This is a genomic window from Rhizobium sp. BK316, assembly GCF_014193695.1.
GTDB lineage: Bacteria > Pseudomonadota > Alphaproteobacteria > Rhizobiales > Rhizobiaceae > Rhizobium.
In genome coordinates, this window is record NZ_JACHZR010000004.1 from 646,656 (window position 1) to 665,097 (window position 18,442).

At 57.9% G+C, this 18,442-nt stretch carries 21 protein-coding genes and 4 tRNA genes; 12 read left to right on the forward strand and 13 right to left on the reverse strand.

All coding sequences use genetic code 11. The annotated features are described in order from the left end of the window. Nucleotide 1 precedes the first annotated feature (1 nt). The 5 genes from clpS to FHT87_RS21995 form a co-directional block, all read right to left on the reverse strand. Nucleotides 2-352 (reverse strand): ATP-dependent Clp protease adapter ClpS, encoded by a 351-nt coding sequence (gene clpS / locus FHT87_RS21975; protein ID WP_037072724.1) that lies wholly within the window; start codon nt 350-352, stop codon nt 2-4. 264 nt (nt 353-616) lie between these two features. Continuing rightward, nucleotides 617-985: a phasin family protein gene (locus FHT87_RS21980; RefSeq protein ID WP_183729554.1), complete on the reverse strand. Its 369-nt coding sequence runs from the start codon at nt 983-985 to the stop codon at nt 617-619. Nucleotides 986-1,270: 285 nt separating this feature from the next. Continuing rightward, entirely contained in the window at nt 1,271-1,474 is a 204-nt protein-coding gene (locus tag FHT87_RS21985; RefSeq protein WP_007827403.1) for a DUF3126 family protein, read from the reverse strand. Nucleotides 1,475-1,612: 138 nt separating this feature from the next. Then, nucleotides 1,613-2,446: a serine O-acetyltransferase gene (cysE, locus tag FHT87_RS21990; protein WP_183729557.1), complete on the reverse strand. Its 834-nt coding sequence runs from the start codon at nt 2,444-2,446 to the stop codon at nt 1,613-1,615. Between the two features lie 132 nt (nt 2,447-2,578). Next, nucleotides 2,579-3,364: an alpha/beta hydrolase gene (locus FHT87_RS21995; protein ID WP_183729560.1), complete on the reverse strand. Its 786-nt coding sequence runs from the start codon at nt 3,362-3,364 to the stop codon at nt 2,579-2,581. Between the two features lie 147 nt (nt 3,365-3,511). Between FHT87_RS21995 and FHT87_RS22000 the strand changes: the two genes are divergently transcribed. Both FHT87_RS22000 and FHT87_RS22005 read left to right on the forward strand, forming a co-directional pair. After that, nucleotides 3,512-3,757: a zinc-finger domain-containing protein gene (locus FHT87_RS22000; RefSeq protein ID WP_183729563.1), complete on the forward strand. Its 246-nt coding sequence runs from the start codon at nt 3,512-3,514 to the stop codon at nt 3,755-3,757. A gap of 29 nt (nt 3,758-3,786) precedes the next feature. Then, the gene (locus FHT87_RS22005; RefSeq protein WP_183729565.1) at nt 3,787-4,935 is read left to right on the forward strand and encodes an FAD-dependent monooxygenase; all 1,149 of its coding nucleotides are present in this window, start codon (nt 3,787-3,789) and stop codon (nt 4,933-4,935) included. A 30-nt stretch (nt 4,936-4,965) separates the two neighbouring features. Here FHT87_RS22005 and FHT87_RS22010 read toward each other — a convergent pair whose 3' ends face one another. Beyond that, the gene (locus FHT87_RS22010) at nt 4,966-6,156 is read right to left on the reverse strand and encodes a cystathionine beta-lyase (RefSeq protein WP_183729568.1); all 1,191 of its coding nucleotides are present in this window, start codon (nt 6,154-6,156) and stop codon (nt 4,966-4,968) included. Between the two features lie 380 nt (nt 6,157-6,536). Here FHT87_RS22010 and FHT87_RS22015 point away from each other — a divergent pair, with 380 nt between their 5' ends. From FHT87_RS22015 to FHT87_RS22030, 4 genes are all read left to right on the forward strand, one after another. Further along, a complete protein-coding gene (locus FHT87_RS22015; protein ID WP_183729571.1) occupies nt 6,537-7,562 on the forward strand; it encodes an amino acid ABC transporter substrate-binding protein in 1,026 nt (341 codons plus the stop codon). A 104-nt stretch (nt 7,563-7,666) separates the two neighbouring features. Further along, nucleotides 7,667-8,869 (forward strand): amino acid ABC transporter permease, encoded by a 1,203-nt coding sequence (locus FHT87_RS22020; protein ID WP_183729574.1) that lies wholly within the window; start codon nt 7,667-7,669, stop codon nt 8,867-8,869. 1 nt (nt 8,870) lies between these two features. After that, a complete protein-coding gene (locus FHT87_RS22025; protein WP_183729577.1) occupies nt 8,871-10,016 on the forward strand; it encodes an amino acid ABC transporter permease in 1,146 nt (381 codons plus the stop codon). A 15-nt stretch (nt 10,017-10,031) separates the two neighbouring features. Continuing rightward, nucleotides 10,032-10,805 (forward strand): amino acid ABC transporter ATP-binding protein, encoded by a 774-nt coding sequence (locus FHT87_RS22030; protein ID WP_183729579.1) that lies wholly within the window; start codon nt 10,032-10,034, stop codon nt 10,803-10,805. Nucleotides 10,806-11,011: 206 nt separating this feature from the next. Here the strand turns inward: FHT87_RS22030 and FHT87_RS22035 are convergent, their stop codons facing one another. Further along, entirely contained in the window at nt 11,012-11,185 is a 174-nt protein-coding gene (locus tag FHT87_RS22035) for a hypothetical protein (protein ID WP_183729581.1), read from the reverse strand. A gap of 189 nt (nt 11,186-11,374) precedes the next feature. Between FHT87_RS22035 and FHT87_RS22040 the strand changes: the two genes are divergently transcribed. After that, nucleotides 11,375-11,899, forward strand: a complete 525-nt coding sequence (locus FHT87_RS22040) for a DUF992 domain-containing protein (RefSeq protein WP_183729584.1) — start codon at nt 11,375-11,377, stop codon at nt 11,897-11,899. A 511-nt stretch (nt 11,900-12,410) separates the two neighbouring features. Next, on the forward strand, nt 12,411-13,715 hold the full coding sequence (locus FHT87_RS22045; protein ID WP_183729587.1) for a DUF5623 domain-containing protein: 1,305 nt from the start codon (nt 12,411-12,413) through the stop codon (nt 13,713-13,715). 109 nt (nt 13,716-13,824) lie between these two features. Here the strand turns inward: FHT87_RS22045 and FHT87_RS22050 are convergent. The 5 genes from FHT87_RS22050 to FHT87_RS22070 all read right to left on the reverse strand — a co-directional run bounded on the left by FHT87_RS22050 (nt 13,825) and on the right by FHT87_RS22070 (nt 16,126). After that, nucleotides 13,825-13,901 (reverse strand) — tRNA-Arg (locus FHT87_RS22050). Between the two features lie 61 nt (nt 13,902-13,962). After that, nucleotides 13,963-14,268 carry an ETC complex I subunit gene (locus tag FHT87_RS22055; RefSeq protein WP_112568114.1) on the reverse strand — a complete coding sequence of 102 codons (306 nt, stop codon included), beginning with the start codon at nt 14,266-14,268 and terminating at the stop codon, nt 13,963-13,965. Between the two features lie 631 nt (nt 14,269-14,899). Then, nucleotides 14,900-14,976: transfer RNA gene (locus FHT87_RS22060), tRNA-Pro, on the reverse strand. A gap of 83 nt (nt 14,977-15,059) precedes the next feature. Further along, entirely contained in the window at nt 15,060-15,548 is a 489-nt protein-coding gene (locus FHT87_RS22065; protein WP_183729590.1) for a DUF192 domain-containing protein, read from the reverse strand. Next, the gene (locus FHT87_RS22070) at nt 15,548-16,126 is read right to left on the reverse strand and encodes a cold-shock protein (protein ID WP_183729593.1); all 579 of its coding nucleotides are present in this window, start codon (nt 16,124-16,126) and stop codon (nt 15,548-15,550) included. The genes FHT87_RS22065 and FHT87_RS22070 overlap by 1 nt, the downstream gene beginning before the upstream one ends. Nucleotides 16,127-16,319: 193 nt before the next feature. Here FHT87_RS22070 and gloA point away from each other — a divergent pair, with 193 nt between their 5' ends. Together gloA and FHT87_RS22080 are read left to right on the forward strand one after the other, a co-directional pair. Next, nucleotides 16,320-16,760, forward strand: a complete 441-nt coding sequence (gene gloA / locus FHT87_RS22075) for a lactoylglutathione lyase (RefSeq protein WP_183729596.1) — start codon at nt 16,320-16,322, stop codon at nt 16,758-16,760. Nucleotides 16,761-16,856: 96 nt separating this feature from the next. Next, the gene (locus FHT87_RS22080) at nt 16,857-17,960 is read left to right on the forward strand and encodes a D-Ala-D-Ala carboxypeptidase family metallohydrolase (RefSeq protein WP_183729599.1); all 1,104 of its coding nucleotides are present in this window, start codon (nt 16,857-16,859) and stop codon (nt 17,958-17,960) included. 3 nt (nt 17,961-17,963) lie between these two features. Here the strand turns inward: FHT87_RS22080 and FHT87_RS22085 are convergent, their stop codons facing one another. After that, nucleotides 17,964-18,155 (reverse strand): hypothetical protein, encoded by a 192-nt coding sequence (locus FHT87_RS22085; RefSeq protein ID WP_183729603.1) that lies wholly within the window; start codon nt 18,153-18,155, stop codon nt 17,964-17,966. Between FHT87_RS22085 and FHT87_RS22090 the strand changes: the two genes are divergently transcribed. Together FHT87_RS22090 and FHT87_RS22095 are read left to right on the forward strand one after the other, a co-directional pair. Continuing rightward, nucleotides 18,156-18,230 (forward strand) — tRNA-Glu (locus tag FHT87_RS22090). It abuts the gene before it with no gap. 74 nt (nt 18,231-18,304) lie between these two features. Then, nucleotides 18,305-18,379, forward strand: a tRNA-Glu gene (locus tag FHT87_RS22095). Nucleotides 18,380-18,442 lie beyond the last annotated feature (63 nt).

The window sequence follows — 18,442 nt, forward strand, 5'->3', positions numbered from 1 at the left end:
CTCACTTCTTTTCCATGACGCATTGCAGCGGATGCTGATGCTGCCGGGCAAAGTCCATCACCTGGCTCACCTTGGTCTCCGCTACCTCGTATGTGAATATTCCGCATTCGCCGACGCCGTGGTTATGGACATGCAGCATGATGCGGGTGGCACTTTCCCGATCCTTCTGAAAAAAACGCTCCAAGATGTGAATGACGAATTCCATTGGGGTGTAGTCGTCATTCAAAAGCAGTACGCGATAGAGATTAGGCTTCTTGGTCTTCGGCTTGGTGCGCGTGATGACCGAGGTTCGATTTCCGTTGTCCCCGTTCCTTTCGCTGTCGTTTTGCATCCGGATCGGTCTGGCGATCATTGTCATTCATTCCTCAATCAATCCGGCAGGGGAGCATGGGAGGGGTGCTTTCCCGACGAATATCTGAAACCCTAAGGTAGTTCATAATAGAGCGATTTTAAGCCCCTTGTTTCCGACTGCAATCACAATTCCGCAGGACTTGACGCAAAGGCCAAAAAAGTCTGCGTAAAAACCAGGGCAGGCTTCGGGAAACAAAAAAGACCGGCCGCAGATGCGGTGCCGGTCTTTGATTTTCAATAGGCGGCGCGCAATGCGCTACAAGATTTATGCGGCGGCGGGGGCTACCGGGGTCGCTTTCGAGACCTTGGCGGCAGTGGCGGCCATCGGTGCTTCGTAAGGCTTGTAAGCATTTTTGGCGAGGTCGGCATACATTTCGCCGAGTTTGGTCGCCTCGGTCACGAAAGCCTCATAGGAAGACTTCGCATAATTGGTCTGCAATTCGAAAGCCGCTTCGAAGCTCTTTAAGCCCGACAGCGTCTCGAAATGGGTGACGGCATCCTGGAAGGACTTCTTGGAATATTCGGCCGCCTCGGAGGCGATCGCCTGGAAACCCTTGGCAGTATCGGAATAGCTCTTCAGCATCGAATCCACAGTTTCCTTGCTCTTCCGGTTTACATCATCGAAATTGAACATGACCATCCTCCAATTGGCTGTTGCAGGCAGAAGGTAGCTGCAATGCACAAAGAGTCAAGTAGTCTTGTGCATCGCAAAACATCCACTGGTTGTGGTCGTTAACGACATTAAAGACCGGATTTTTGGGCACGTTCGTCTTTCATTGATTTTGCTAATATATATCAGGCGACTGCAACCGCAGGGTTATCATAAATTTTGGCGAACCAGCATATTTGGCGATCGGCGCAAACAAAAAAGCCGTGCATCGGCTGGCGATGCACGGCTTTTGATCGAAGTGACGGCCGATCAGAGATCGACGTCGAGAATTGCCATCGAGAAATTGTAGGAACGGTCACCGTCCTCGTCATCGATGTAGATGACACCCAGAAATTCTTCGCCAATGTAGACTTCCGCGGAGTCGTTCTTGCGCGGGCGCGCCTTCACCACGATCTGCGGGTTCAGCGTGCGTTTGAAATAGGCGTCGAGCTTCTTGATTTCTTCAGGCTTCACTCTTTTGATCTCCGTAAGCGACCTCGGTTGGCCGCTTCTTGCACAGGTAAAGCGGCGCTGTAAAGGTCGCAAGCTCCTGTTAGCAACGACTGTCTCCACCGGGATCTAGGCGTTTTTCCGCATTTTTCCAATGAAGGCTCAGATATCGGCGCCGATAACCTGATCCATCACACGTGCGGGCTCGGAGCAGCCGGCCTCACCGACAACCTTGGCAGGCACGCCCGCCACCGTGGTCTTTGGCGGCACCGCTTTCAGGACGACGGAGCCGGCGGCAACGCGCGAGCAGAAGCCGATCTCGATATTGCCGAGGATCTTGGCGCCTGCGCCGATCATTACGCCCGTGCCGATCTTCGGGTGACGATCGGCCCCTTCCTTGCCTGTTCCGCCAAGCGTCACACCATGCAGGATGGAGACATTGTCGCCGATGACAGCCGTTTCGCCAACGACGAGGCCGGTCGCGTGGTCGAGGAAGATGCCCTTGCCGATGCGAGCGGCGGGATTGATGTCCGTCTGGAAGACGCTGGAGGAGCGGCTCTGCAGGTACAGCGCGAAGTCGCGCCGGCCGCGGTTCAACAGCCAGTGCGCCAGCCGATGCGTCTGCAGCGCGTGGAAGCCCTTGAAGTAGAGAACGGCTTCCATGAAGCGCAGGCAAGCGGGGTCGCGATCATAGACTGCCTGGATATCCACGCGCAGGATCGAGCTCCATTCCGGCCAGTCCTCGAGCATTTCCTCAAAGGTCTGGCGCAGCAGGTTTGCCTGCATGTCGGGATGGTCGAGGCGCTCGCAGATGCGGTGGATGACGCATTCTTCGAGCGAGCGGTGGTTGATGACCGTCGAATAGAGGAAGGCTGCCAGCACCGGATCGCTTTCTGCAGCAAGGCGCGCTTCTTCTCGCAGACTGTCCCAGATAGGGTCCATCACCTTCAGCGGATGGGCTGCATCCAGCGTGCGGATATCCGTCTTAGCGACCATTTCCGGTCTCCTCATTTCCTGTTGGAATGCGATTATATAGAGGAAAACGCCGATAACATAAATGGGTGCCCGCGGCACACCGGTGCAGTGCGTTTTTCCTGGAAATCACGTTTATGTCACCTGCCGGCGACATCAGCCGGCAGCGACCTTGGCGTAGAATTCCAAGACAGCCTTCTTGAACACCCGGTCACCCACGGCGAGCATGTGGTCGCGGCCGGGGATATCCAGCGCTTCGGCGTCAGGCATCAGCGCCGCAAGCTCCTGGGGAGAACCGGCAATGTCGTCTTTCGTTCCAACCCCGATCAGGGTGGGCGCATCGATCTTGCCCATGTCGGCGCGGGCAACCAGATCGCGCGAACCCTTGATACAGGCGGCAAGCGCCTCACGGTCACTCTTCGTCTGCTCGGCAAAAGCGCGGAACATCTGCCCGCGCTGATGGGTGACGTAGGCAAGCGACGGCGCAAGCAGCGCATCGGCGATCGGGTCCCAATCGCCCACCCCATCGGTCATGCCGATACCGAGGCCACCGAGCACCAGCGAGCGGACGCGGTGTGGATGGGCAAGTGCCGCAAAGACGGAGATGCGGGCACCCATGGAGTAGCCCATCAGATTGGCCTCGGGAATACCGAGATGATCAAGCAGCGCGATCGCGTCACCAGCCATGAACCATGGCCTGTAAGCTTCGGCATCGCGCGGCTTGTCGCTGGCGCCATGCCCCCTGTTGTCGACGGCAATGACACGGTAGCCGGCGTCACCCAAAGTCTTCAGCCAGCCCGGATGAACCCAGTTGACGCTCGCCGACGAGGCAAAGCCATGAATCAGCAGCACCGGCGGGCCAGAGGGATCCCCCTCGTCGAAGAAAGCGAGTTTCAGTCCATCATGAGTGAAGCTTGAAAATGCAGGCGTATTCAGGTTCATCGGGTCGTCCTTGTTTGGCGCGACCATAGTCGAGCGACCTTTGAGCGTGAAGCCAAAAACTCGCATTGGAGCCTTGCTTTGGCACTACACTTTTCCTTCGAAGGCCTATAAGGTCCGCGCAGAATATCAAAGCATTCGGAGACAGACATGGCCGGCCACAGCATTCCCCACTTCCAGAACGACGGCGGTCACCGCGTTATCGAAGTCGGCGTCAAGGAATTCATGTGCACCGGTGCCTCCGCTCCCTTCGATCATCCGCATATCTTCATCGATATGGGCGATGACAACGAGAAGGTCTGCTCCTACTGCTCGACCCTCTATCGCTACAATACGTCGCTGAAGGCCAACCAGACCAACCCGCCCGGCTGCGTCTTCCACATCAAGGCAGCGTAATTTTCCTCTTCTTTTAGATCGGACACCCCATGCCGGTCGAACATGCCGCCATCATCGGCGCCGGAATTGCAGGCCTGACAGCCGCGCTGGCGCTCGCAAGGCGTGGCATCAGTTCCGATATTTTCGAACAGGCGTCCGAGCTTGCAGAGGTAGGTGCCGGCCTGCAGATCTCTCCCAATGCATCGCGCGTGCTTGCCGAACTCGGTGTGCTCGACGGGCTGGCCAACCTCTGGCTCGAGCCGCAATCCATCCGGCTGATCTCAGGCAGTTCGCTGCGCGAGCTTGCGGCAGTGCCTGCCGGGAGTTTCGCCCGGAATCGCTGGGGAGCACCCTACGGCGTCCTGCATCGCAAGACGCTTCAAAAGGCTCTTCTGGATGCGGTGATCGCCAATCCGCTTTGCACGCTGCATCTCGGAACACGATTCGAATCGGATCTGCCGCAGGGCCGGCGTTCGGCCGATGTCATCATCGGCGCCGACGGCGTCTGGTCCAGACTGCGGCAGGCAATACCAGGCGCCCCTGTCCCGCAATTCTCCGGAAATATCGCCTTCCGTTTCACCATCGCAGAAGCCGAAGCGCCGGGCTTTCTCGACCGCACCAGCGTCTCGGCCCTGCTCGGCTCCTCGGCGCATATGGTCTGCTATCCGCTGAAGGAAACAGGCGGCTTCAACATGGTGGCAATCACCGCCGGCAATATTGCTCCGCAAGCCTGGCAGGGCGCGCCGACACAGGCCCAGCAGGAGCTTCTGCAGTCGCGCTTCCGTCGCTGGCATCCTGTTATCGCCGGTCTGCTTCGCGGGCGCAGCGACATCACCTTCTGGCCGCTCTTCGAAGCGACGCCGGGCAAGTGGCAGGATGGGAACAAGACCGTGCTGATCGGCGATGCAGCGCATGCGATGATGCCTTTTGCGGCGCAGGGCGCGGCAATGGCGATCGAGGATGCCTTCGAGCTTGCGGCCTTCCTCGCCACCCGTCCGGTTTCCGAAGCCATCTCGCTTTTCGAGCGGCATCGCACGCCGCGCATCGCCAAGCTTCGCCAGCGCGGCGCCTTCAACCGCTTCGCCTATCATGCAAGCGGACCGATCCGCCTCGGCCGGGATATCGTGCTGTCGCTGAAACCGCCGCAAAGCCTCGCGGCGGATCTTGACTGGATTTACGGCTACCGCCCCATCGGCTGATCAAATGGCGGCTGATCAAATGGCGGCTGATCAGACGGCGTTTGCCGCAGCAAAACCGCGTTCGATATCGGCCTTGAGGTCAACGATATCTTCGAGGCCGATCTGCAGGCGAATGACCGGACCTTCAGCCGGCGCCTTGGCGATCTTACGGTCAGAGAGATTGACCAGCACGGCAAGGCTTTCGTAGCCCCCCCAGGAATAGCCGAGGCCGAAATAAGAGAGAGCATCGAGGAAGGCATGCGCCTTCGGCTTGACTTTCTGCGGATCGCTGGCCTTGAGCACGAAGGAAAAGATGCCGCTGGCACCCTTGAAGTCACGTTTCCAGATATGGTGCGACGGGAAGCTCGGCAAGGCTGGATGCAGGACGCGGGCAACCTCTTCGCGGCTTTCGAGCCATGTGGCGATCGCCAATGCGCTTTCATAGTGGCGCTCCAGCCGGATACCCATGGTGCGCAGACCGCGCAGGATCTGATAGGAATCGTCAGGCGCACCGCAAAGGCCGAGCGTTCCATGCGTCTCGATCAGCCTCGGCCAGTGCTCGGCATTGGCGGAAATGGTTCCCATCAGAATGTCGGAATGTCCCGATGGATATTTGGTCGAGGCATGGATGGACACGTCGACGCCGAAATCCAACGGCCGGAAATAAAGAGGTGTGGCCCAGGTGTTGTCCATCAGCACGACGGCACCGTGCTTGTGTGCCCCCGCCGCGATTGCCGGGATATCCTGCATCTCAAAAGTATTGGAGCCAGGAGCCTCGGTCAGCACGACCGTAGTGTTCGGCTTGAAGAGCGTTTCGATGGCCGCGCCGATCGCCGGATCGAAATAATCGACCCCGACCCCCATACGTTTCAGGATCGTGTCACAGAAATGGCGCGTCGGACCGTAGACGGAATCGACGATCAGGACGTGATCGCCCGCGGCGACATAGGCGAGGATCGCGACCGTGACGGCGGCGAGCCCAGAAGGTACCAGCACAGTGCCGGCCGAGCCTTCGAGCGCATTGATCGCTTCGGCCAGAGCGTCGGTCGTCGGCGTGCCGCGGGTACCGTAAGTGTATTTCTTGTTGCGTGTCTCCATGGATTTGGCATCGGGAAAGAGCACCGTCGAAGCGCGCACCACCGGCGGATTGACGAAACCGTGATAATCTGCGGGGTCGTAGCCGATATGGGAAAGACGGGTGTTGATGCCGGCGCCCGGCAGGAGACTGTCTAGATCTTTCATGTGGGAAATGGCCTTCTGGCGAGGGTATGCAAAGGCCGAACTCTTGAACCGCGTCGCCATCAGGGTCAACCCCTACAACTCGACGTGATAGCCTCGCCCCGCAAAGCCGTCGGCCTTTACTTCGCGATTTCAGCGCTATTTTTTCCTCAAGCTAGAGCCCAATTTCTAGCCAAGTGCCTAGAGACGCAGCGCAATCTACCAAAATGCTGAATTTTGCCGCAATTATTGGCCGCGACACTTGACCATAGTGACATTTGCGACTGTGATAGACCTACTCGCGCCGGGAGGGTTGCGGGAAACGGGGAGGCACACGGGCAATTTCAATCCGGCCACTCCTCAAAACGATAAAATATAAGACAACGGAAAAAAGGTTGGGAAAAATGAAGTACAAGCTCCTGTCCGCAGCTGTCGGCGCAGCAGTTTTCGCTCTTGGCGCTTCGGCCGCTTCGGCCACAACTCTCGGAGACGTAAAGGCAAAAGGTTTTGTCCAGTGCGGCGTCAACACCGGTCTTGCCGGCTTTGCTGCCCCTGACGCGTCCGGCAACTGGTCGGGCTTCGACGTTGACTTCTGCCGCGCGGTTTCCGCTGCGATCTTCGGCGATCCCAACAAGGTGAAGTTCACCCCCCTCAGCGCCGCCAACCGTTTCCCTGCGCTGCAGTCCGGTGAAGTCGACGTGCTCGCCCGCAATACGACCTGGACGATCAACCGCGACACCGCTCTCGGCCTGAACTTCCGCTTCATCAACTATTATGACGGCCAGGGCTTCATGGTTCGCAAGAGCCTGAACGTGAAGTCGGCTCTGGAACTCTCCGGCGCATCCGTCTGCGTACAGTCGGGTACCACGACCGAGCTCAACCTCGCCGACTACTTCAAGGCCAACAATCTCCAGTACAATCCGGTGGTCTTCGAGAAGCTCGACGAAGTCAACGCCGCCTATGACTCCGGCCGTTGCGACGTCTACACGACTGACCAGTCCGGCCTCTACTCGCTGCGTCTGACGCTGAAGAACCCCGACGAACACATGATCCTGCCGGAAATCATCTCCAAGGAGCCGCTCGCGCCGGCCGTCCGCCAGGGTGACGACCAGTGGTTCGATATCGTTAGCTGGGTCGGCTACGCGATGATCAACGCCGAAGAATTCGGTATCACCCAGGCCAATGTCGACGACATGAAGAATTCGCCGAACCCGGATATCAAGCGCTTCCTCGGCGTTGAAGCCGACACGAAGATCGGTACCGATCTCGGCCTGACCAACGACTGGGCCTACAACGTCGTCAAGACCGTCGGCAATTATGGCGAAGTCTTCGAAAAGAACATCGGCCAGGGCAGCCCGCTGAAGATCTCGCGCGGCCTCAACGCTCTCTGGAACAAGGGCGGCATTCAGTACGCTCCGCCGGTTCGCTAACCGGCATCAGGCATGAAAAGCCGGAAAGGCGGGAAACCGCCTTTCCTCATCCTCCTATAAAAAAGCTCCGAAAAGGGGCGCATAACGTGGGGAATTGGCCAGGCATGACGCATCAGGTTGCGGATTCATCCTCTTTGACTAGGAGCGGCTGGAGCTTCCAGTCTGCCCTCTATGACCCGACAATTCGGGGCATCTTCTTCCAAGCTCTTACCATTGTCTTGCTGGTCGCGCTGATCTGGTCGATTGCTCACAATACGGCAGTCAACCTGGCACGCGCCAACATCGCATCGGGTTTCGGCTTTCTGAACGGGCGCGCCGGTTTCGAAGTCGGCCAGTCGCTGATCCAATATTCGAGTGATTCGACCTACGGCCGCGCACTTCTCGTCGGCCTTCTGAACACGCTGCTGATCGCCGTCACCGGCATCATCACTTCAACAATAATCGGCTTCGTCATCGGCATCGGCCGCCTGTCGCGGAACTGGCTGATTGCCAAGCTCTGCACGGTCTATGTGGAAGTCTTCCGCAACATTCCGCCGTTGCTCGTGATCTTCTTCTGGTATTCTGGCGTTCTGGCTATTCTGCCCAATGCCCGTGACTCGCTGCATCTCCCCCTCGGATCATATCTGAACAATCGCGGCCTCGCCTTCCCCAAGCCGATCTTCGGCGACGGTTTCTGGCTGGTCGGCGTTGCTTTTGCTGTCGCGATCATTGCCACTGTTATCACCGCACGGTGGGCGCATCGCCGGCAGGCAGCGACAGGTCAGCCGTTCCACACGATCTGGGTTTCGATCGGCCTCATAGTCGGCCTGCCGCTCATTGCCTTTCTGCTCGCAGGCGCACCGCTGTCTTTTGATTTCCCGGTCGCCGGCAAGTTCAATCTGACCGGCGGTTCCGTGGTCGGCCCGGAATTCATGTCGCTTTTCCTGGCGCTTTCCTTCTATACGGCCGCCTTCATAGCCGAGATCGTGCGCTCGGGCATCCGCGGCGTGCCGAAGGGACAGACGGAGGCAGCAGCGGCACTCGGCCTGCATCCTTCGGCAATCACCCGGCTGGTGGTCATTCCGCAGGCGTTCCGCATCATCATTCCGCCGCTGAGCAGCCAGTATCTGAACCTCACCAAGAACTCGTCGCTGGCTATTGCCATCGGCTTTGCCGATCTCGTCGCCGTCGGCAGCACGACACTGAACCAGACCGGTCAGTCCGTAGAGGTTATTCTCATCTGGATGGTCATCTATCTCGCCATCAGCATCGTGACCTCGCTGCTGATGAACTGGTTCAACGCCAAGATGGCATTGGTGGAGAGATAAGATGAGTGACAGTTTCGTCAGAACCAGCATGCTGGCCCAGGAGCCGCCGCCATCTGGAGAAAAGGGCGCCGGAGCCTGGATACGCCGCAACCTGCTTGCTACACCCAAGGATATCGTCCTCACCCTTCTGGCAGTGACCTTCCTCGCCTGGGCCTTGCCGCATGCCATCAACTGGCTGTTTGTACAGGCGGTCTGGACCGGCCCGGACCGCACCTTCTGCGCCACTGCCGTCCAGGGCGGCATCCAGCCGGACGGCTGGAGCGGTGCGTGCTGGGCCTTCGTCAATGCCAAATTCGACCAGTTCATTTTTGGACGTTATCCGCTCGACGAGCGCTGGCGGCCGACGCTGGTGGGCATTCTCTTCGTGCTGCTGCTCGTGCCGATGCTCATTCCATCTGTGCCGCGCAAGGGGCTGAATGCGATCCTGCTGTTCATCGTGCTGCCGGTCGTCTCCTTCATTCTGCTTTACGGCGGCTTTGGACTGGAAATAGTCGAGACACCGCTCTGGGGCGGGCTGCTGGTGACGCTGGTGCTTTCCTTCGTTGGCATCGCCGTCTCCTTCCCGGTCGGTATTATTCTGGCACTCGGAAGACGCTCGCAGATGCCGATCATCCGCACGGTCTGCATCATCTTCATCGAGGTCGTCCGCGGCGTGCCGCTGATCACAGTTCTTTTCATGGCGAGCGTCATGCTGCCGCTTTTCCTGCCGGCCGGCTGGACGGTGGACAAGCTGTTGCGCGCGATCGTGGGTGTGTCGATCTTTGCCTCCGCCTATATGGCCGAGGTCATCCGCGGCGGCCTGCAGGCAATTCCCAAGGGCCAGTTCGAGGGGGCCGATTCACTCGGCCTCGGCTACTGGCAGAAGATGCGGCTGATCATCATGCCGCAGGCGATCAAGCTGGTGATCCCGGGTATCGTCAACACCTTCATCGGCATGTTCAAGGATACCTCGCTGGTGTCGATCATCAGCATGTTCGATCTGCTCGGCATCGTTCGCCTCAACTTCGTCGATCCGAACTGGGCAACCGCGGTAACGCCGCTGACAGGGCTGATATTCGCCGGCTTCGCCTTCTGGCTTTTCTGCTTCGGCATGTCGCGCTATTCAGCATTCATGGAACGTCATCTCGACACCGGCCACAAACGATAAGAATAGGAACACGCAATGGCAGAAGCCCAAACAAAGAAGATGACCGTGTCGGCGACCGACGTTGCCGTCGAGATCATCAACATGAACAAGTGGTACGGTGATTTCCATGTGCTTCGCGACATCAACCTGAAGGTCATGCGCGGCGAGCGTATCGTCATTGCCGGCCCTTCGGGTTCCGGCAAGTCGACGATGATCCGCTGCATCAACCGTCTGGAGGAGCATCAGAAGGGCAAGATCATCGTTGACGGCACGGAGCTGACCAACGACCTGAAGAAGATTGACGAAGTGCGCCGCGAAGTCGGCATGGTGTTCCAGCACTTCAACCTCTTCCCGCATCTGACGATCTTGGAAAACTGCACGCTGGCGCCGATCTGGGTGCGCAAGATGCCGAAGAAGCAGGCGGAAGACATTGCCATGCACTTCCTGAAGCGCGTCAAGATCCCCGAACAGGCCAACAAATATCCGGGCCAGCTTTCGGGTGGCCAGCAGCAGCGCGTGGCGATTGCCCGCTCACTCTGCATGAACCCGAAGATCATGCTGTTCGATGAGCCGACCTCGGCGCTCGATCCGGAAATGATCAAGGAGGTGCTGGATACGATGGTCGGCCTTGCCGAAGAAGGCATGACCATGCTCTGCGTCACCCACGAAATGGGCTTTGCGCGTCAGGTTGCGAACCGCGTGATCTTCATGGACCAGGGCCAGATCGTCGAGCAGAATTCACCGGCCGAATTCTTCGACAATCCTCAGCACGAACGCACCAAACTGTTCCTCAGCCAGATCCTGCACTGATCGAACACTGATATCGGCGTATAGAAATTCAAAACCCGCCGGCTGATTGCCGGCGGGTTTTGCGCATTTAACGGAAAGCCGCAGAGCGCAGCAGCCTGCTTTTAAAATCAAATCATAACCGTTTCAAAAAATGGGACACGTAGAACCTCAGGGATGCGGACGACACGCTTTCCCGATCGGCCGCAAGGATGGCAACATCTATTGGATCAGTTGCTTCCATCGTTCGGACGGGATTTCCGTGCCTCGGTGCTGCTGGAAGAGGCTGTTTTTCCGTCCGGCTGCTGGCCGAAATAGGTCCCGCCAAGATGTCCTCCGGCACTGGTGTTCTCGACCTGCCGTTCCGTTCGCTTGCGGATATCGTCTGCATTGGTCTTGCTCATTCTGATCTCCATAGTTTGAAGAAATGGATATCTGGACAACCGATGCAGGCCGATAGGGTTCCATAAAAGATGGCCGCGGCAGCTTGGCACAGGCAGATCTCGGAACCAAAATGAGGGCGAAAGCTTTTCTGCCTTGGTTATGACAAAGCCGACGCTATATCCTTCGCGCGATATCCAAAGGAGACGGAAATGAAAAAAATACTCGCGACCACAATCGCCGCAGCCTCGTTGCTCCAGGCTTTTGCCATGAGTGCCGGCGCAGCGGACCTGGTACGGAGGGAGCCGCCGGTAGCTCCCGATGTAAGTGGGGGCGTGAAGATCGGCTACCTTGCCTGCGATATCGGCGGCGGCGTCGGCTATGTGCTCGGGTCCTCCAAGCAGATCGATTGCGTCTTCCAGCCGACGAGCAGCAGCGAATCGCCTGAGCACTACAGTGGCGCACTGCGCAAGTTCGGCGTGGATCTCGGCTTTACCACGCGCGGTCGCCTGCTCTGGGCAGTCTTTGCACCGACAGCCGGCTATCACCGCGGCTCGCTGGCTGGCCTCTACCAGGGCGCAACCGCTGAAGCCACGCTCGTCGGCGGCATCGGCACCAACGTGCTCTTCGGCGGCACTTCCGGCTCGATCCATCTGCAGACGATCAGCGTCACCGGCCAGCTCGGCATCAATGTTGCCGCGACAGGCACGTCCATGACGCTGACACCCGAAGGCTAAGTCGGCAAGCCGGAGAAATCGGGCTGGCCGCGCATTCAACTTTGATCATGCCTGGCCAGCCCTTATTCCGTTATCAAAATCATCGTCCGCAGCGAGCAGAAGTCTGCTGCTCAGTTCAAATTCTTTGAATACGATTGCACCCCGACGCATACGTTCGGAGTCAAAGCCTCTGTATCTAGCAAATTCTTCAAATTCGAATGCCTCAAATGAGTCGGCTCTTGACGTGACGGTCGACGAGCCTCCGGACAAAATCGTCCTCGGCAAAATCTCTCAACCACCCCATCCAAGGAAGTGATACAGAAAGGCTTGAGCTCTGCCATCTGTATTGATCTTGAAACCAATTGGAATCGAACTTATCTCTTTTTCGCTCCCGGCAGGAGCACGCCGCCCGTCAGTTGCGAAGCTGTTGACAGCACTGCCTTGGTGGAAAGTCGAACCCGTTCATGTTTTTTGATCGGGCTCAGAAGCGGTTGACGGGTGACGCTTCAAAAAGAGTCCGGGAGAAAAGAACATGTCCGTCAACGACATTAGGCCTACCACAATCGAGGGCATTAGGCGCCTCGCGAAAACCATCTCCAAGCAGGACGACGTTGCCCATTCAGTGGGTCTCGATCGCGCATCGGTTCGAGCCGGTTTTTCAAACTACACCAACGCTCTGCGGACGCTGCAAGCCTCAACGGTTGTTCCGTCATCGCCCATTTTCTCCACGTTCATCAGCGTTCATTGGCGGAACCCGAAGACAAAGGCGAGTGGCAACGAGATCATCGAGGTCTCGCTATCAAAGCCCCTCGACGAGATCATCGCAACTCGCCAATACAAGCAGGCTCGCGGACTGGGATACTTCACGCGCTGGGCGTCCGACCTGATCCACTGCCAGATGAATATAGAGGGCGCGGATTCAGCTCTTGCCCTCGCGTGTAAAGCGGCGCGTACATTGCAGTTTATGGCTTCCACCGGACTTAAGCCCTCCTCAAAAAGGATGCCCATCAGGGGTGATTTTGGACGTGACCTCCCCGGAAGAGATCACGGCAGCAGCTGGTACGATCCCGTCGAAAAGCGTTTCCTCTTCGTCGATGAACCCTACGCGGCAGCGGTAGAGGATCGGCAGCAGGAGCGCAGTACATGGTCTCTTCGCAATCGCTGGGAAATTGCCAAGCCGCTTTGGGCTGGTATGTACTATCCGGAAGGCGGGAGTGAGCTTTATCTGATTTCGGATGAGCAGAAAGGCTTGCCACTTGGACCGGTTCTTTTGGCGCTGTCGCGCATGCCCGCCCCTGTTGTACCCGAAAACTGCAAACGGGTGACCGTGACTGATGGCGAATTGTTTCGGTCACCTGGGGAAGTACGGGACGCAGAAGAAAAAGCTCAGAAAGCGAAACAGAAGCGCGGCCCCCGGACGACGGGCAATACCGTGCCGTACCGGATGGTGATGGCTTCTGGCCGGCGGCCGAATGTAAAAATGGCTATCGCCACGCATCAGCGTGTCGGCCAACTATTGAAGGATGTTATAAGTGCGACCCGGCAACGAGCCGGAATCGTCAACAGGCTCGCTTCCGTTCGTTCGGAACTGGATGATTGGGTCCAGCTTGAGTATGACAGTAACACCCTGCCGAACGATGTATTCTTCGAACTCTACTATCATGAGCGCAACATTGTGCCTGATGATGAGTATGGCATCGCCGGCCGCAGCCTTCACATCGAACGCTTGCAGGAAGCGAAGGCGCTGATCGCCTCCTCCTATCCCGATTGCAAGCCAGTTCGCGGTCTGCTTCGAAAGCTCGACCTTGCGCTTCAGTCTCTGACGAGTTGGAAGTGAAATTCAGCGCGCCTCAGGGCATGACCTCGAGGCGCGCTCGCACCAGATTGTCGCCCATGTCCTAGGTACGGAGTGTTACCGATGTCTCCGGGTCGGACAAAGATAAAGATGGCGACCCCTGCAGGACTCGAACCTGCGACCTGCTGCTTAGAAGGCAGCTGCTCTATCCAGTTGAGCTAAGGGGCCGTCTGTCTGCATATGTCGCGAGCCCGCGACACCAGCATTTCTGTCTCAAGCAGCGGGCGGATCAGTGCGTCCAGGGCTGGGTACGGGTATAGCGGAAATTATCCGGGTAAGCGACGACCTGGCGCGCGGGATCCTTGGGCGCGATCACGCGGTATTCGATGCCGTTGCGCTTGGCATAGGCCTCGGCAAGTTCCTGCGTTTCGAAGGTCAGCTTCAGCTGCTGGCGCATATCGCCCGAAGACGTGTAGCCCATGATCGGGTCGATCTTGCGTGGCTGCTCCTGATCGAACTCCAGCACCCAGAGATGCGTCTTGGCCTTGCCGGACTGCATTGCGGTCTTGGCCGGACGATAGATCTTAGCAGACATGACTGCGGCGCCTCCGATATGCGGGCCACGCCCGCCTTTCATAACTCAGCCTGGGATCAGGCTTGCTTCCATACCGAACATCGCAGGAAGAAGTGAATTTTGCTTAGCCGCGAATCCCCGTTTTTTCAAGGGAAAAGCGCTGCTGCCACAGGATCGGTGGATCGACGAAACCGATTGCCGCATAGCGCGTTTCTTATACGGAGCGCTTAAGGCGCAGCCCTCGTAGCCGGGTGTGGATAAGCGGGCAATCCTGTCACACAATCCGAAATGTTTCGGATTGTTGCATGTTTTGATCGCTTTCTAATTGTTATGACCGGCATAGGCGACTACGATGTCTACCAACCGTTGTGATACGGGTGAGAGCTATGAGAACTTCTGCAGAATTCCATGCCATCATGATTGGAGCAAGCATCACTGCGTTTTTCTACGCAGCGATCAGCTATGCTCAGTATGTCGGCCTGCTTGCTCAAGGCTGAGTCACAGCACGCCTGAGCATGCGTGATTTGCGACGTGAATGGTATCGTCGCCATCTTCCGGTGCGAAACACGTCCCGAACAAAAATATCTCTGCAGCCACAGGCGACGACACGCTGCGAAGCCATCTCAAATTGCGGAAGATATTGGGAGAATAATGGTCGGAGTGGAGAGATTCGAACTCCCGACCCTCTGGTCCCAAACCAGATGCGCTACCAGACTGCGCTACACTCCGAGCCTTTGATGGCAGCGGGAATACACGCTTCCCCCTGCCCTAGCAACCCCATAAATCTGCCTTTCCCGGCAGTTTTCACAGGCTTACTTCACCTTTTTCGTTGTCGTGGCGCTGACGATGCGATCGCCGGGGCGAATATTGAGCTTGCGGGCTGTGCCGGCATTCACCTCGACCACATAGCGAACGTCGCCCATCGAATCGATGATGTCGCGGGAATAGGGCGTGGCGTCTTCCTTGATATGGGTGATCACACCGCGATCGTCGGCAAAGAGCATATCGAGCGGCAGGAGGGTATTTTCCATCCACATGGTGACGCGCCGCGATGTGCCGAAATCGAAGATCATACCGGCGTCTTCGGCCATCGCCTTGCGAAACATCAGGCCATAGGCGCGCTGGTCGCCGGTGGCCGCGATCTCCACGGTGAAGTGCAGCATCTTGCCGGCAGCCGTCTGGATGATCAGCGGCTCTTTTTCGAATCGCATGTCCTGCTGCGCAAATGCCGGCAGGGCGACCATGAAAAAAAGCGCCATGAAGGCGCCTCTTATCATCTCGACCGGGAACAGGCCGCCCATCAGTGAGACCGGCCCACCGGGCTCGGAACATCCGGATGGATCTCGGCGGCCATCAGGCCCTTCTCGCCGTCGCCGAAGCGCACCAGCACCACCTGTCCGGGGCGCAATTCGGTGAGGCCGAAACGGCGGAGCGTCTCCATGTGCACAAAGATGTCTTCCGTGCCCTCGCCGCGCGTCAGGAAGCCGAAGCCCTTGGTGCGGTTGAACCACTTCACGAGGGCACGCTCGAGGCCGCTGGTTGCCGTGACCTGCACATGGGTGCGAACCGGCGGCATCTGCGATGGATGAACCGCAGTCGACTGGTCCATGGAGAGAATCTTGAAGGCCTGGTAGCCACGCTCGCGGCGCTGGACGAGAGCGACGATGCGGGTGCCTTCGAGGATGGTCTGGTAGCCATCGCGGCGAAGGCAGGTTACGTGCAGCAAGACGTCCTGCATGCCGTTGTCAGGAACGATGAAGCCAAAGCCCTTGGCCACGTCGAACCATTTCACCACGCCGGTGATTTCAACGAGATCGACCGGTTCCGCCGACAATTCTTCAAGGTCGGTGAAGCCATTCGATGAAATCCTGTCAGCCATGTCGCCAGCCCCTCAATACGCGTCACACTGTTACGGTTAACTGATTCTTGAAATCAAGATTAACATCTTGGTAACGGATAAGCGCAAGTCCTAGTTTTCGGTTATTCCCAACTGTACATTTTATAGCGATGACTTGCCCGAAACTGGTGTCTGTTACCCAGACGGGCTAGCCCAAAAAGAGAGAGGAAACAAAATGCGCTATCTCCACACCATGGTTCGCGTCAAAGATCTCGACGCCTCCCTCCATTTTTACTCCGCCCTGTTCGGTCTCGAGGAAATCCGCCGCCATGATAACGAAAAGGGCCGCTTTACGCTCGTTTTCCTGGCTGCTAGGGACGATATCGACCGTGCCCGTAGCGAAAAGACTCCCTGCCTCGAACTCACCTACAACTGGGACACGGAAGATTATACTGGAGGACGCAATTTCGGTCACCTCGCCTATGAGGTGGATGATATCTACGCGCTCTGCCAAAAGTTGATGGACAACGGTATAATCATCAACCGTCCACCGCGCGACGGCAACATGGCCTTCGTGCGTTCGCCCGACGGCATCTCGATCGAGATCCTGCAGAAGGGCGAAAAACTGGCTCCGGCCGAACCCTGGCTGTCCATGGGCAATACCGGCACCTGGTAAGCCAAGCTGCGGGCAAGCTTCGCAAGGCACTCTCCGGCTCTATCGTAACGGAAGCGCGCTTTCGGGCGCCTTCCGCATTCACCGGAGATTTCTCGGTTGACCAGAAATAACAAGCGGATTGCCCCTCCGAGCCGGCAGGCTGTCGGTGCTTTGCTGATTGCCAGTTCCGTCCTGGCGCTTTCCGGCTGCGTTTCCGACAAGAAGGCGCTTGATTCGGCCGCCGTCGCCGCGCCGGCTGCAGCAGCGGGACAGCCAGCGCCGCGACTGGCTGCGGCAATGCCGGCCGCATCGACGCCCACGGCACCAAAGCAACTCTATCGCGATCCGATGCTGACGAATGTTTCCGGCGTCGATCCGCAGGTTGCGGTGCAGGATCCGAATGCGGCACCGTCCGCTCCACCCGTCGATCCGGCCATTCAGCCGCAGCAGCCTGCCAATATCGGCGGCCTCGTCATGCAGTCGACGCGAATCAATGCGCAGGCGATGAGCATCTTTTCCGATCATCAGCCGCTGCCACAGAACAACTCGACCTCCACGGTCATCCAGCCGCAGGGCGCGAACGCTTACGCACCTGAGAATGCCGGCCCAAGATCGAGCGTGTTCAGCGCGCCGCCGGAGCCACAGCAAGGCGAGATGCTGCCGCAGCAATCGTCGCAGAATACCAGCACGAGGATTGCGCCCGTACAGACCGCCTCGCTTGCCGGCGGCAGCATTCCGGGATCGACGACGAATGCGCTCTACAGTGCGCCGAAACAGAACCTGCTCAGCAGCCTTTCCGGGCTTCTGCAGAAGGTATCGCTGCCTGGCATGACGCGTGTCGCGCCGAATGGCCTGCATGTGCAGAACGACAGCGTCCAGGTCGGCTGCTTCAAACCCGATCTCATGCGGGTCATCAAGACGGTCGAGACCCATTTCGGCAAGCCGGTCGTCGTGACATCGGGCTACCGCGATCCGCAGCATAACCGTGAAGTCGGCGGCGCCGAAGAATCGATGCACAAGAGCTGCGAAGCTGCTGATATCCAGATCGACGGCATCAGCAAATGGGATATCGCCCAATATATTCGCTCGCTGCCGGACCGTGGCGGCGTCGGCACCTATTGCCACACGGATTCGGTCCATCTGGATACCGGCAATGCTCGCGACTGGAACTGGGGCTGTGGCCGCAAGAGCGCGCCGATTGCTTCAGCAAGGGCCATATGACTTTCAGCCCTTGAACAGCATGACGTAAGGGAAGCGGTCGGCATCTGATTTCCAGCGACCGTTGCAGCCCTTTGATTCGGCTGCAATAATCTTCATTTTCCACAAGTGGGAACGAACTGTCATTTTTTTGAAAAATTTCAAATTTGCCGCTTGCGGGATCGGAAGTGCCTGACTATAAGGGCGCCACCACAGCACGCGCCCTTCGTCTATCGGTTAGGACGACAGATTTTCATTCTGTAAAGAGGGGTTCGACTCCCCTAGGGCGTGCCACTTCCTCTTATAATACAGTGCTCTATCTACTGCTTGCGGAACGCATTGCGCCCTCCTATTTGAGTTGCAAGCCTGCGCCCTTCGTCTATCGGTTAGGACGACAGATTCTCATTCTGTAAAGAGGGGTTCGACTCCCCTAGGGCGTACCAAATTATATAATTATGTCATGTAGATAGTACTGATTCATAACAGCCGGACAACCATTGCCATTA

Bases quoted from the DNA above. Each gene is read 5' to 3' on its own strand.
- FHT87_RS22010 (WP_183729568.1), bottom strand. From the start codon at position 6,156: ATGAAAGATCTAGACAGTCTCCTGCCGGGCGCCGGCATCAACACCCGT.
- FHT87_RS22055 (WP_112568114.1), bottom strand. From the start codon at position 14,268: ATGTCTGCTAAGATCTATCGTCCGGCCAAGACCGCAATGCAGTCCGGC.
- cysE (WP_183729557.1), bottom strand. From the start codon at position 2,446: ATGGTCGCTAAGACGGATATCCGCACGCTGGATGCAGCCCATCCGCTG.
- FHT87_RS21980 (WP_183729554.1), bottom strand. From the start codon at position 985: ATGTTCAATTTCGATGATGTAAACCGGAAGAGCAAGGAAACTGTGGAT.
- FHT87_RS22025 (WP_183729577.1), top strand. From the start codon at position 8,871: ATGAGTGACAGTTTCGTCAGAACCAGCATGCTGGCCCAGGAGCCGCCG.
- FHT87_RS22030 (WP_183729579.1), top strand. From the start codon at position 10,032: ATGGCAGAAGCCCAAACAAAGAAGATGACCGTGTCGGCGACCGACGTT.
- FHT87_RS22045 (WP_183729587.1), top strand. From the start codon at position 12,411: ATGTCCGTCAACGACATTAGGCCTACCACAATCGAGGGCATTAGGCGC.
- FHT87_RS22020 (WP_183729574.1), top strand. From the start codon at position 7,667: ATGACGCATCAGGTTGCGGATTCATCCTCTTTGACTAGGAGCGGCTGG.
- FHT87_RS22000 (WP_183729563.1), top strand. From the start codon at position 3,512: ATGGCCGGCCACAGCATTCCCCACTTCCAGAACGACGGCGGTCACCGC.
- FHT87_RS21995 (WP_183729560.1), bottom strand. From the start codon at position 3,364: ATGAACCTGAATACGCCTGCATTTTCAAGCTTCACTCATGATGGACTG.
- clpS (WP_037072724.1), bottom strand. From the start codon at position 352: ATGATCGCCAGACCGATCCGGATGCAAAACGACAGCGAAAGGAACGGG.
- gloA (WP_183729596.1), top strand. From the start codon at position 16,320: ATGCGCTATCTCCACACCATGGTTCGCGTCAAAGATCTCGACGCCTCC.
- FHT87_RS22015 (WP_183729571.1), top strand. From the start codon at position 6,537: ATGAAGTACAAGCTCCTGTCCGCAGCTGTCGGCGCAGCAGTTTTCGCT.
- FHT87_RS22040 (WP_183729584.1), top strand. From the start codon at position 11,375: ATGAAAAAAATACTCGCGACCACAATCGCCGCAGCCTCGTTGCTCCAG.
- FHT87_RS22035 (WP_183729581.1), bottom strand. From the start codon at position 11,185: ATGAGCAAGACCAATGCAGACGATATCCGCAAGCGAACGGAACGGCAG.
- FHT87_RS22070 (WP_183729593.1), bottom strand. From the start codon at position 16,126: ATGGCTGACAGGATTTCATCGAATGGCTTCACCGACCTTGAAGAATTG.
- FHT87_RS22005 (WP_183729565.1), top strand. From the start codon at position 3,787: ATGCCGGTCGAACATGCCGCCATCATCGGCGCCGGAATTGCAGGCCTG.
- FHT87_RS22065 (WP_183729590.1), bottom strand. From the start codon at position 15,548: ATGGGCGGCCTGTTCCCGGTCGAGATGATAAGAGGCGCCTTCATGGCG.